Here is a 14,758-nt window from a genome sequence, read left to right on the forward strand (position 1 = left end):
ACGGATCGAACGATGTTAGGGGCTTCGACGGCTCCCGGATGTTGTCTTGAAATGTCCAGTTTTTCTGCAAGCTCTTTTAATCACCTCAACCATATATTTTATGTATATTTCTATAAAATATAAATTAGACATGATATAATGAACGCAAAATTATTTGCTTGCAAGGGTGCTGATTTTGCGGAATGCATAGAATGTGCGAAGCACATGATATAACAACCGATATTAAAAATATGACATTTAAAATACAAAGATAAAAACGATAATTATAGAAAGGGCTTAATCTAACCATATGGTTAGTTGACTTACATAAAAGTGTCTCAGTTTTTTGTAGAAAGCATATATTTTCTGTGCATATATACAAAAATGAAAATATATGCTTGATAACACTTGATATTTAAAATATGACAATATATACTTCAAATATGTAGATTGATATCTTTAAAATTACAATAAAGGAGCAGAAAAATGAATTTAATTATGAAAAAAAATGTTTTCAGGAGAGGAATGGCATTTGCATTAAGTACTGCAGTTGCAGTCAGCATTGTGCCGCCATTGGGAACAGGATCAACAGCAAGAGCTGCTTCGGATGCAAGCCCGGTGAAGAATGAAGTGAATCTCGGTATGTCATCTTTGTATACGGATTCAACATCATGGAGTAAATCAACAGGGCAAAGGTATATTATGGAAATCTTACTGATGCGACCGGTAAAAGTCCTGTTGCATATCGTGTGCTTGGAAAAAGTACTGAGACACAGAGTGTAGGTGCTGCACAGGATTATGTATTGCTTGATTCAGATTCTATTTTATACCGTAGTTATTTTGATGAATCATCGGGTGGATGGAATGGTAGTTATCTGGAGAGATTATTGAACAGCAAATATGTTGATTCAAGAAATGCAGAGCAGGGTGCGATGTTTTCAAAAGTAGAAGCGAATCTGCTTATGCCTACGACATTAAAAGAAAATACATATACGATACGAACTTATCTGGAAGGTGAATCAGGAACTGAATCTGTAAAGGATGAGGCAGCTGAAGATTATATCTTTATTCTTTCGGCAAAGGAGATTCGGAATCTATATGCAGACAAGCAGTCTACCAATAAGAATGTATCGGGAGATTATTGGTGGTTACGGTCTTCTAGGGCTAATTCAATGAAAGTGGTATGGTTGGATTCAGTGGGTAATTTTCAGATAGATGCCGAATGTATGGATGGTAACATTGGTGTTTGTCCGGCATTTAATATGAATACAAGTGGAGCCCTGTTTTCAACTGCAGTCGGATTTGATAAGAAGAAAGCAATAACAGCATCTTCCGCACAGATAAAAGAGAGTGCGGTAAATGATTGGACTTTGACTTTGAAAGATACAAATAAAACAATACAGTTAACATCAGGAAAAGAAGCGGTTCTTGCTGCTGATGGAACAGTAACGATTCCATACACATATTCAGATAGTAGAAATTCACAAAATCCGGTTAATCAGGTATCTGTATTAATAACGGATAAGGCATATACCGATAAGGATGCCAAGGTGTTATATTATGGAGCATTATCCGGAAATACAACACAGTCAATAGGCACCGGTACATTTACTTTACCACAGACATTGACAGGTACTTGGGGAACAGATTATCAGGTATATCTTCTTGCTGAGTGTGTAACAGATGGAAATTATTCTGATTATGCAAGCCTGCCATATTGTCTGACTTCTGTTAGTAAGGAGACAGGGGTGCGCGAGACCGTAAAACAGCCGGTTGCTAAAGTTTCGGATGATAAGACCTCTTTGATAATCTCATCAGGAACAGAGGGCGCAGATATTTATTATACTTTGGATGGAAGCATTCCTGATCAGAAAAACGGAACCAAATATACAGGGCCAATATCTTTTCCGACCGGAACCAGCACTATAACAGCCATTGCTGCAAAGGATGGTATGGATAACAGTATGGTTATACAGTTGATCGTTATCAAGGGAGCAGATGGTACTATTGTAATTAAGACTGATGGAACATCAGATCCGACACCAACACCAAATCCGACACCATCTACTGATCAGAAAAAAACAGAAGAACAGTATAAGCCAGGAACAGTCGAATATGAAAAATGGCTGACCAGTGATAAGGTAGATTCTCTGACAAAGGGGCAGTTGACCGGTAGAGCATCTGCAACAACAAAGGCAGTTACGCTTCGTTGGGAGAATCTGAAGGATGCAGACGGTTATATTATTTATGGTAATTACTGCAATACAAAGGCTAAGAAATACAAATACAAAAAGATTAAAACAATTAGTGCAAAAAAATTTAAGAATAAGAGCACTGCCAGCTGTAAGCTTACAAAAGTAGTTGGCAAACAGAAGCTTAAAAAGAATACATTTTACAAATTTAAGGTAGTTGCATATAAGAATGTTAAAGATTCCAAGAGCGGAAAAACAGTAAAAAAAGCAATAGGAAAATCATATCAGCTTCATACAATTATTGAGACTAAGTCCGGTAAATACGGAAATCCAAAGGGCGTTATTGTGACAACCACAAAGAATAAGAAGATATCAGCTGTCACATTAAAGAAAAAGAAATCTGTTCTTTTAGATGCCCGTGCAAGTATGCCGAAGAGAAAGAAGCTGAAAAAACATTGTGAGGAAATCCGTTGGATTTCAACAAATAAGAAGATTGCAACCGTAACACAGGCCGGAAGGATCAAAGCTAAAAAGAAGGGTAAGTGTTACGTATATGCGCTTGCGCAGAATGGGGCAAGAAAGAAGATCAAAGTTACAGTTAAGTAGAAATGATTAAATTCACATGGAGGAAATTATGAAAAAAGAAATATTTAAGCGAGGTGCAGCGCTTGTGCTGGGAGCTGTTATGACTATCAGCATCTTACCGCCGCTTGCTTCGATACCAAAGGTAGAAGCCGCTGTACAGAAGACAAAAACGGTTTCGGGTCTTGGAATTGATGGCATCATCAATCCATATGGTTCAGATACAAGTTCTGACGACTGGAAGGGCAACTATGTATACTACGGAAAATACAAGGAAAGTCCTATCCGTTATCGTGTATTAGATACAGATTCGAAAAAAGACTTCCAGACAGGAACAGACAGTATGCTTCTTGACTGCGAATCCGGAGTTGAGGTTCTCTATTATGATGTAGATGCGTCTGCGAATGACTGGAAAAACAGTGATGTTTATAAGTGGATGAACAGCACAGACCCAGCGATATATAATGCATATACTCAGGGAAATATGAGTGGATTTTTAAGATACTTTTCAGATGCAGAGCAAGCTGCGATTGTAAGCAGTAACAAGCAGATACGTTCCGGTGAAGACGGAAAGGGTGAGTTTGCTCCCGGTGCGATCAAATACTATAAATTTGTACCATTGACAGGCGAAAAAGTATTTGCATTAGATGAAGCAGAGATAACAAATAAATCGTATGGATATCCGAATTCACTTTCAACCATGAAACAACGAGGCAAAAACAATGTCGGTTGGTATTTTCTTCGATCAGGATACGGAAGCACATCAACAAGGTATCATTTTTATGATCAGGTAAATTGTGTAGATAGTGAGGGAGCTTTTTGTGATGTAACCTTAACAGGCGCAGCAGACGATAAAGCTTATGGTTATGCAAATCCGGCATTTAATATTGACACCAATAAGGTGTTATTCAATTCACTTGTAGAAGGAACTGCCGGAAAATATGGTGCAGCCTATAAGTTAACAATGCTGGATAATAACATTAAGCTTGCTGTTACATCAAGCAGTACAACGAAATCAGGCAATATTGTGGCTGTTCCATATAATATCTATGGATCAAATGGCACAAGTGTAAATCAGTTGTCTTATCTTGTCACAAATAAGCAGTTTGATGCTGAGGGTGCAAAGATAAGAGCATATGGCAAGATTGCTTCTGTCAGTGGCGGTAAAGCCGGTAATGCAAAGTTGAATCTTGCAGCTATTGCAGAACAGGTTGGCGGTGGATGTACAGCTGATACACTCTTTGATAATTATATGGTTTATCTTGTTGCAGAGAGTGTACAGACAGATAGGGATCGTACAACAGATATAAACGAAGGTTTATTTACTGATCTGGCCAGTACACCGGTATTATTGTCAAAACCGGCAAATGAAGGTATGGTAGCAGATGATGATAAGACTGTAATAGAGAATGGTACTTCAGGTATCGATACACCATATGGTTCACATCCGGGAGAAACGCTTGATGTGAATGAGGAATGGAAGGGCAGTTATGTATACTATGGTCAGTATAATGGAGAACCTGTAAAATATCGTGTACTTGATACAGCATCAGGAGAAGATTTTAAGACAGGAACAGATAGTATGCTTCTTGACTGTGACGAACAGCTCATTAAAGTTCCGATCCTGTTCTCATCAGGTACTGTTTCATGGGAAGACAGTAATATGTATAAATGGTTAAATAACGAATCATCCAAAAATGATGCGAATGCACCGGTTAACTGTATCTCGGATAAGATAGACGGATTCCTGTATGGCTTCTCGGATACAGAGAAGGAGACGATTGTCGCATCTACAAAAACCGGCAAAAATGCTAAGGATGGAGATACATATTTCTGGAATAAAGATGAGATCAGCTATATGCCGATTACAAACGAAAAGGTATTTGCTCTTGACCTTACGGAAGCAGCAAACACAAGCTACGGTTATCCAAATACTTATAAAAATACTGCTCAGAGAAGTAAACCGGGAAATGGCTGGGGATGTCGTACATCTTATCGTTGGATAAGTGCCAGTTCTACAAATTCATTCCCATATGCTTTTGGATATTCAAATACAGGTGCTGTAAGCATGAGTGTAACGTCGTCACCATTTTATCCGTCACCTGCTTTCAATATAGATAAGAAAGATATTTTATTTACAACCCTTGTAGACGGAACAGCAGGTAAGACCGGCGCTTCTTACAAATTTACATTACTGGATTCCGGCATGAATGTACAAATTACCGACAGTGTAATTACAAAGACAGGTAATACGATTACTATTCCATACGAGATAACAGGAAAGAAAAAAGATAATGTTTCACAGCTTTCGTATTTTGTTACCGATAAGGTATATAATGCCGACGGAGCAAAGATTAAGGCATACGGTAAGCTAACAGATGTATCATCTAACCTGACAGGAAGCCTGCAGATGGATCTTGCATCAGTTGCCGCAAAGATTGGAAATGGATGTACAGCAGATAATCTGTTCCAGAGTTATAAAGTATATATTGTTGCAGAAGATATTAGTGCGGATGATCCGGCGACTATGGGAATCGATGAATCCTTATTTACAGATTATGCAAGTATGCCGGTGATCTTATCAAATCCGGTATCGGCAGATGATAGCAAACAGCAGCAGGTTGAGATGCCGGTTGCAGAAAAATCAGCAGATGGTACCTCGTTGATTCTGTCAAGTAAGACGGCAGGTGCTACAATTATATATACAATAGATGGAACAACACCATCAGCCTCAAACGGAACAGTATATAACGGACCGATTAAATTAACAAAAGACAGTACTACAATTACGGCAATAGCCGGAAAAGACGGAATGAACAACAGTAAGATCGTTCAGGTTATTGTTCTGAAGGTTGCAGGCAAGATTACGCAGATTACAGTTGTTGAAGATCCGAAGCCGGGTGAATCCAAGCCTGATACACCTGCTCAGAAGCAGGAGACAACTTCGGTAAGCTCTTATGTACCGGGAACAAAGAAATTTGATAACTGGGTTAAGAGCGATGCTGTTGATAAGTATACAATGGGACAGTTAACCGGTAGAGCATCTGCCACAACAAAGACAGTTACTTTACGTTGGGAAAATGTAAAGGGAGCAGATGGATATATAATTTATGGTAATTACTGTAATACCAAAAAGAAAGTATACAAATACAACAAGATCAAAACTGTAAGCGCTAAGAAATTTAAGAACAAAAAGAATGTCAGCTGTAAGGTTACCAAAATTGCAGGTGGTAAGAAATTAAAGAAAAATACATTCTATAAGTTTAAGGTAATAGCATACAAGAATGTGAAGGATGCCAAAACAGGAAAGACTGTAAAGAAGGCAATTGGTAAATCATACCAGCTTCATACAATTACTGCTACCAAAAAGTACAAATACAGCAATCCGACAGCTGTTGTAGTTAAAACAACTAAGAAAAAGACTGTTTCAAAGGTAACAGTGAAAAAGAAGAAATCTGTACTGCTTGAAGCAACTGTAAAAATGCCAAAGGGCAAAAAATTAAAGAGACATTGCGAGAAGATTCGCTGGTTTTCAACAAATAAGAAGATAGCTACAGTTACTCAGGCCGGTAGGATCAAGGGCAAGAAGAAAGGAAAATGCTATGTATATGCCATAGCACAGAATGGTGCGCGTAAGGTCTTAAAGGTTACAGTAAAATAAAGCCTCCCAATATACAAAGTATTAATATACAGGAAGACCCGTTTGTCAATCGACAGGCGGGTCTTTTTTCATTCATTTTTTATGGGAATTTAATTGACTTTTATATAGGTAGTGATAGAATACCTCTACATGCGAAAATTATAGAGAGGTGAAACTATGCAGATAATTAAGAATTTGAAGCCATATTGGAAATCGGTTCTGATCATTGTTCTGTTATTGATCGTTCAGGCATATTGTGATCTGGCATTGCCGGATTATACGTCGAAGCTGATCGATACCGGTATCCAGAATTACGGCATTGATCATTGCAGTCCGTTGCAGATCCCGGAAAAAGCGTATACCATTATTAAAGGGTTTATGGATGAAGATGATGTGACGGTGTGGGAAAAGTATTATGAGCAGTCGGATGATGGCATATACCATATGACAGATGACGGCAAGGATCATATAGATGAGATCGATCAGGCGTGTATGGAGCCGATGATGATGTATTATTATCCATATACGATGGTGGATTCAGATGAAGATAATCAGTTAAAGCAGATGCTTGCAGCAAGCGGTATGACATTGGACGAGCTGCCGCCTGAGATGTGGAGTCAGATGGGAACGCAGATGAAGCAGATGATCGATTCCATGCGTGACAGTATGGGGGATGATATGATGATGTCATCTGCCATTACCTGTACAAGAACCTGTTATGATAGTATGGATTATAATTATAAGGATATCCAGATGTCCTATCTGAAACGTGTCGGTGTAGAGATGATCCTTATGACATTGTTAATGGTTGCATCGGCGATACTTACCGGTCTGGTAGCCGCAAGAGTAGCTGCAGGTGTGGGCTGTGATCTGCGAGAAAGCATTTTCAAACGGGTTATTTCATTCTCAGATGCAGAGATCAATCGGTTTTCGACTGCATCCCTGATCACGCGTTCGACAAATGACGTTCAACAGATCCAGATGGTTACGGTTATGTTGCTCCGCATGGTCTTATATGCACCGGTTCTGGCAGTTGGCGGTATCATAAAGGTTGTAGAGAGCGGCGCCAGCATGGGATGGGTGATCGTAGTTGCGGTAGCAGGCATCCTGGTTGTTCTCGGAGTGTTAATGGCAATTGCACTTCCAAAGTTCAAGATCATGCAGGATCTGGTTGACCGTGTTAATCTTGTGTCCAGAGAGATCCTGACCGGTATTCCGGTTATCCGGGCATTTGGCAGAGAGAAGTTCGAAGAAGAACGTTTTGATAAGGCGAATAAGGATCTGACAAAGACATCATTATTTGTAAACCGCGTAATGACATTTATGATGCCGGTTCTGATGTTTATTATGTATGCGGTTACGATCCTGATCGAGTGGGTTGCGGCTCACAGAATCGATTCGGGTGAGCTTCAGGTTGGATCCATGACAGCGTTTATTACTTATACGATGATGATCATTATGTCCTTCTTAATGATCGGTATGTTATCCGTTATGCTTCCAAGGGCAGGTGTGGCAGCAGACCGAATCAAGGAAGTTATTGATACAGAGAGTACGATCTGTGACAAGCCGGATTGTAAGAAGTTAGAAGCTGTAAAGGGTGTTGTCCGTTACGAACATGTAAGCTTCGCATATCCGGGAGCGGATGAAGATGTTCTGACAGATCTTGATTTTGAAGCAAGACCGGGCGAGACGACAGCAATCATAGGAAGTACCGGCTGCGGTAAATCTTCCCTGGTGCAGCTTATGCCAAGATTCTATGATGTCACAGGTGGTAAGATCACGATCGACGGAACGGATATCCGGGATGTATCAATTGAGAGCCTTCGGGAGAATATCGGTTATGTGCCGCAGAAGGGTGTGCTGTTCTCCGGCACGATCGCATCTAATATCCGGTTTGGTGCAGAGGATGCAAGCGATGAACAGATGAAGAAAGCGGCAGCGATCGCACAGGCAACAGATTTCATCGAGGAAAAGGATAAACAGTATGACAGCAGCATTTCACAGGGTGGTACAAATGTTTCCGGCGGTCAGAAGCAGAGACTTGCGATCGCCAGAGCAGTAGCCCGGAATGCAAAGATATATATATTTGACGACAGCTTCTCCGCTCTTGATTTCAAGACGGATGTAGCAGTCAGAAAAGCACTTCGTGAAGATATGACAGACAGTACGGTATTCATCGTTGCCCAGCGTGTCAGTACGATCTTACATGCAGACCAGATCTTGGTGCTGGATGAAGGAAAGATCGTAGGCAAGGGTACACACAAAGAGCTGATGGAGAATTGTCCGGTATATGAACAGATCGCCCGTTCGCAATTATCTGAAAAAGAGATTGCGGCGAGCATAGCATAAGAACTCAGGAAAGGAAGGTAACAGACATGGAAGAAAACAGACCAAGACGTGGTGGACGACATATGGGACCTCCTGGAATGGGAGGCGGCGAGAAAGCAAAGGATTTTAAAGGAACCATATCGAAGTTGGTTCGATATACAAGAAAATATCTGCCGGCAGTGATCGTGGTCATGATCATTGCGGTGTTCAGTACGGTATTCAATGTTGTCTGCCCGAAGGTACTCGGTAAGGCAACGACAGCATTATCAGAAGGCATTATGCGGAAGATAAACGGAATCGGTGGAATCGATTTCACCTATATCGGTAAGATTCTCCTGTTCTGTCTGGGACTGTATCTGTTAAGTGTATTATTTAACTTTACACAGGGTATCATCATGACAGGTGTAACCCAGAAGCTATGTTACAAGATGCGTAAGGATGTATCTGAGAAGATCAACCGTATGCCACTTAAGTATTTTGAATCCAGAACCTATGGTGAGGTATTATCTCGTATTACAAATGATATTGATACAATGGGAAACGGATTAAATCAGAGTATCACACAGCTTATTACTTCGGTATCGACTGTTATCGGTGTATTTATCATGATGCTTACGATCAGCCCGCTTATGACGATGATCGCAATTATCATCCTGCCGATCAGTGTGGCATTAATGGGTATCATCATTAAGAAGTCACAGCGTTTCTTTAAACAGCAGCAGGAGTATGTCGGACATATCAACGGACAGGTTGAAGAAGTTTATGGCGGACATACGGTAATCAAAGCATTTAACAAAGAGGAAACAACTTTAAAGGAATTCCATGAGACAAATGAAGTCTTATACAAATCCGCATGGAAAGCCCAGTTCTTTTCCGGTCTGATGCAACCGGTTATGATGTTTGTCGGTAATCTCGGATATGTAGGCGTAGCTATTTCTGGTGCGGCTCTTGCCATTCGTGGTACGATCACGATCGGTGATATTCAGGCATTTATCCAATATGTGAAGAATTTTACACAGCCGATCCAGCAGGTAGCACAGGTTACAAATATGATGCAGCAGATGGCAGCAGCGGCGGAACGTGTATTTGAACTGTTAGAGGAAGAAGAGGAGGTTCAGGTTGTTGAGCATCCTGCTTCTGTCGAGGATATAAAGGGTGAAGTAGATTTCCGTCATGTAAAGTTCGGATACGATCCTGAGAAGATCATTATACATGATTTCAGTGTTCATGTTGATCCGGGCAAACAGGTAGCGATCGTTGGTCCGACCGGAGCAGGTAAGACCACTATGGTTAAGCTGCTGATGCGGTTCTATGATGTAAATGAAGGAGCCATCCTGTTAGATGGTCACAATGTTAAAGAATATAATCGAAGAGAGCTTCGTGATGCTCTCGGTATGGTTCTTCAGGAAACATGGCTGTTTAAGGGGACGATCATGGAGAATATCCGTTATGGAAGACTGGATGCGACGGATGAGGAAGTAATTGCGGCAGCAAAGGCAGCTCATGCACATCGATTTATCTCGGCACTTCCGGGTGGTTATCAGATGGAACTGAATGAGGAAGTGACGAATATTTCACAGGGACAGAAACAGCTTCTTACGATTGCAAGAGCAATCCTTGCAAATAATCCGGTTCTGATCCTGGATGAAGCGACCTCTTCCGTTGATACCAGAACAGAACACAGCATTCAGCGCGCGATGGATAATCTGATGAAGGGCAGAACAAGCTTTGTTATTGCGCACCGGTTATCTACGATCAAGAATGCAGATATTATTCTGGTCATGAAGGATGGCGATATCATTGAACAGGGTAATCATGAGGAATTGATGGCACAGAACGGATTTTATGCAGAGCTATATAATTCACAGTTTGAACAGGTATCTTAGTGCAGTATATAAGATATAACAACAAAATATGAACAAGTACAGAACAGTCTTGCTTTTCTTATCTGATTATAAGAACTTCTTTTATTCGGATAAGAACAGGACTGTTTTTACTTTGCAGGACTGTTGTTTATAATATGATAAAAATATTTTTTTGTATGACAATATGTCGAAATTGTATAAAATGTACAGAAAATAACGCGGTGTAAACTTTTTTTAGTCATTTTTATATACTTTTCTGCCTAATTATGCTAAACTGAAAAAAGGATTTTGTATTTTAGAGGGGAGCATGTATGGAGCGCAGAAAAATTGGAGTTATTATCGCGCAGGCGGAAGAGAACTCACAGAGCCTGTTTATGAAAGGATTAATGGAGGAGGCATATGTCTATGGATACGATATATGTGTATTTTCCATGTACTTAAGATTTCAGGATACTCTGTATAGACAGATTGGGGATTCGAATATTTATAATCTGATTCAATGGGATGCATTTGATGCGATCATTGTTCTTCCGGATACCATTCAGGCAACCGATATAGCAACCCGGTTAGAAGACAAAATTCACGAGGTATTCTCAGGAGTTGTTCTTTTCGTAGATAAGGACAGTCGTTATTTTCCGACTGTAAAGATAAATCATTATAAACCATATAAGAAATTGATCGATCATTTGATCGAGGTTCATCATTATTCCGATATTATGTTTTTAGACGGGTGGAAGAATCATGTTCATTCCATACAGAGAGAACAGGCATATAGAGACAGTCTGACGGAGCATGGAATTCCGGTTGATCCGAATAATATTTATTATGGCAATTACTGGTATGATTCCGGCAAAGAGGTTGTGAAGCTGATTCTGGATTCCAGAGAGAAACTTCCGGAGGCGATCGCATGTGCAAATGACTGTATGGCGATCGGGGTAGCGGCAGAATTATTCAGTAATCATATTCATGTACCGGAGCAGGTAGCAGTGATTGGTTACGATTCTACCGAAGAAGGGAAAAACCTGAAATGCAAGTTAACATCCGCTGATATTCCGGCCAGAGAATGCGGCAGATATTGTGCGAAATATATCCATGCATCCTTTGAGAAAGAACCGATACCGGAATTTGAATCAGAATCCGTGATCTTTCAGGGGACAAGCTGCGGATGCGAAAGGAAAATGCAGCCAGAAAAATATTTTGATGAAAAAGAGAATTTCTGGAATACGGATCATGCGAAGATGGGATACTCTTCTTATTATAACAAGTTTATGGAGGATTTGTTATCTGAACGGGATCACAGAAGTTTTTTCAATACGATATTTCAGCATGTATATCAGGTGCGGCCATTCCATTCGCTTAGTATATGCATGAATGATTACTGGAATTCATCGGAGGTTATGATCAGTGAGGACGCAATGCGTTCTAACGGCTATACGGACAAGATATATCGTATCATAAAATGTGGACCGAGTGAACACACAGACAATCGTATCAGCTTTGATGACATATTTGAAATGAAAGAGATGATACCGGAACTATCTGAGCAAAGAGAGTGTCCGGAGACATTTTTCTTTACACCATTGTATTTTGATAACCGAAGCTTTGGTTATGCAGTTATTGGTTTTACAGATACAGAAGCACAGTTTACAGAAGTTTACATAAACTGGTTAAAGAGTATTATGCAGAGTATGGAAGCGTTTTATCGTCAGAATGGTCTGCGGGAGTTGTTGCGCCAGATGGAAGCAACACAGATTCGTGATGCAATGACCGGCTTGTATAATTATAAGGGCTTCTTACAGAAGGGAAATGAGCTTTGTGAAAATGCGACATTTGATGGTAAATCAATAGCGGTGATCGCGATTGATATTAATAAATTAAAGGATATCAATGCAAGCTATGGAAGAAAAGCAGGGGATGCCGCTATTTTAAAATTGGCGCAGCTGATATCGGAAAGTCAGGATGATGATGCTATATGTGCCCGTATCAGTAATGATGAATTCGTTGTTGCATTCCCGGTTGAAGCATCTGATGAAACATGCGGAGAGGCGTTTATCAAACGTCTGTCGGATAAGATAAAGCAGTATAATGAATTGCGCAAAGAGGCATATGAGATTGAAATCTGCACGGGTATCCGTTGTGATATGATCTCCGGTTCGGAAGCCCTGGATCATCTGATCAATGAAACTATCAATGTGAAGAACAATAAGAAGGCCATAGAGCAAGGAAAAGAGGAAAGGGCAGGTGTTCTGACGGATAAACAGAAAGCGGATGACCATTTGATGGAATTTATTCTGGATAATAACCGGTTTGTTTATCATTTCCAGCCAATTATCAATGCCAGAACAGGAGATGTTTATGCATATGAGGCTCTAATGCGTGCGGACACAGAGCGTAAGATTTCGCCGCTTGATATGCTGGAAAGTGCAGATCGTCTGAACCGTTTATATGATATAGAAAAAGCGACATTTTTTAATGTGGTTGATTACATAGAGGAACACTCTCGGGATTTTGAGGGTAAGAAAGTATTTATTAACAGTATTCCGGGGTGTCAGCTGACAGGTAAGGATAAGAAGAAATTAACTGAGATTATGGAACAGCATGCAGGAGAGCTTGTTGTTGAATTTACAGAAGAAACAGAGATGGGGGATGTTCAGTTAAAGGAGCTGAAGAACTCCTTTGCAAAGATGAACATTGAGACTGCCATTGATGATTATGGTTCCGGTTATTCCAATGTAAATAATTTACTTCGATACATGCCTCGGTTTGTAAAAATCGATCGTATGCTTATGACAGATATACACAAAGATATCCAGAAACAGCATTTTGTAAAGGATATTATAGAATTTGCGCATGATAATGATATTCTGACCCTGGCAGAGGGAATTGAATTGACGCAGGAGCTGCGGGAGGTTATTAAGTTGGGCGTTGATCTGATTCAGGGTTATTATACATCAAGGCCGCAGCCGTATGTTGTGCGTTCGATCGATGAACGTGTGATGAATGAAATTGTTCAATATAATCAGAGTCTGAATGCCAGAATGTATAAGAAAGAATATGAGACGGATTATAATGATACGGTTTCCATGGTTCAGCTTGCCGCTAATAAATATACAAGCATTAAGGTTAAGAAAGCACGGGGAATCAATAAAAAGATCATAATCAAAGGTTCTGTCGGTTTCCAGCCGAATATACTGATGTCTGTAGAAGATGGATTCCGTGGCACCATCATACTTGAGAATGTCAGTCTTGCGGGAGAACGCGGAATTCCGTGTATTGATATCGGTAAGAAGTGTAATGTAAATCTTCAGATTACCGGAGAAAACGAACTACGTACAGGAGGTATCAGAGTTCCGGATAGTTCAGTGCTTACGGTTGTAGGAGACGGTAATCTGACGATCAATCTGAATTCGGGAAAATACTTTGGCATTGGTAATTCATTGGATGAGTATCATGGCGAACTCAACTTCTATCAGGATGGTGGAATCATCATTAATGCAAATGGTATGAAGGGCATTGGTATTGGTTCCGGACTTGGCGGTGTTATCAACATCAAACGCGGACATTATGAGTTTGATATGAAAGGTCAGGAAGGAGCCTGTATCGGATCTGTAAATGGTGATTCCGAATTGTTTATAGAATACTGCGATATGGATATTTATTCAGGTATATCAAACGGTACGATCATTGGATCTGTAAATGGTGATGCAGATATTAAGCTTGAGAATATATCGGCAAAGCTTCAGGGGGCAGGTAATATTATAACCGGTATCGGAACGATTGCCGGTAACAGTTGTATGGTTCGTCTGGAAAATGTAAATATCTCGTCGAATATCCGTGCAAAGGAATGTTATGGCATCGGATGCCGTGCAGGAAGAACGGATATCTATATCGGGTATGCGGCAGTTAAAAGCGTGGTACAGGGCAAGGCGGCGGTTGCCTTTGGTAATTCGGTCATGTCTGCCAAGCTGTACTGTTCCAATGCTGATATTGGAACGAATGCCGTTACAGAGTTCAATTCAGATATCGGAGCACTTGAAAAGAATATACAACTGGAGAACGGTCGTGCAGAGTTTATCCTGAATGGACAGGAGATCAAACGTCAGATTCTCGCAGCAAGATTATAAGAGGATATACACAGCCAAAAAGCGAGGGCTGTAAAAAATACACCCCTA

At 40.3% G+C, this 14,758-nt stretch carries 6 protein-coding genes; all 6 read left to right on the plus strand.

Annotated features, from left to right (window positions below; translation table 11 throughout):
• The first annotated feature begins 477 nt into the window (after positions 1-477).
• The 6 genes from CLOL250_RS05010 to CLOL250_RS05035 all read left to right on the plus strand — a co-directional run bounded on the left by CLOL250_RS05010 (position 478) and on the right by CLOL250_RS05035 (position 14,710).
• Positions 478-762: a hypothetical protein gene (locus CLOL250_RS05010; RefSeq protein WP_274922241.1), complete on the plus strand. Its 285-nt coding sequence runs from the start codon at positions 478-480 to the stop codon at positions 760-762.
• Entirely contained in the window at positions 729-2,777 is a 2,049-nt protein-coding gene (locus CLOL250_RS05015; RefSeq protein WP_008401104.1) for a chitobiase/beta-hexosaminidase C-terminal domain-containing protein, read from the plus strand. The genes CLOL250_RS05010 and CLOL250_RS05015 overlap by 34 nt, the downstream gene beginning before the upstream one ends.
• 28 nt (positions 2,778-2,805) lie before the next feature.
• Positions 2,806-6,414: a DUF6273 domain-containing protein gene (locus tag CLOL250_RS05020; RefSeq protein WP_044945148.1), complete on the plus strand. Its 3,609-nt coding sequence runs from the start codon at positions 2,806-2,808 to the stop codon at positions 6,412-6,414.
• A gap of 156 nt (positions 6,415-6,570) precedes the next feature.
• On the plus strand, positions 6,571-8,742 hold the full coding sequence (locus CLOL250_RS05025) for an ABC transporter ATP-binding protein (protein ID WP_008401106.1): 2,172 nt from the start codon (positions 6,571-6,573) through the stop codon (positions 8,740-8,742).
• A gap of 26 nt (positions 8,743-8,768) precedes the next feature.
• On the plus strand, positions 8,769-10,607 hold the full coding sequence (locus CLOL250_RS05030; RefSeq protein ID WP_008401108.1) for an ABC transporter ATP-binding protein: 1,839 nt from the start codon (positions 8,769-8,771) through the stop codon (positions 10,605-10,607).
• A 290-nt stretch (positions 10,608-10,897) separates the two neighbouring features.
• Complete coding sequence (locus CLOL250_RS05035) at positions 10,898-14,710, plus strand: EAL domain-containing protein (RefSeq protein ID WP_008401110.1); 3,813 nt, start codon at positions 10,898-10,900, stop codon at positions 14,708-14,710.
• Positions 14,711-14,758 lie beyond the last annotated feature (48 nt).

The organism is Clostridium sp. L2-50 (assembly GCF_000154245.1).
Classification (GTDB): domain Bacteria; phylum Bacillota; class Clostridia; order Lachnospirales; family Lachnospiraceae; genus Coprococcus.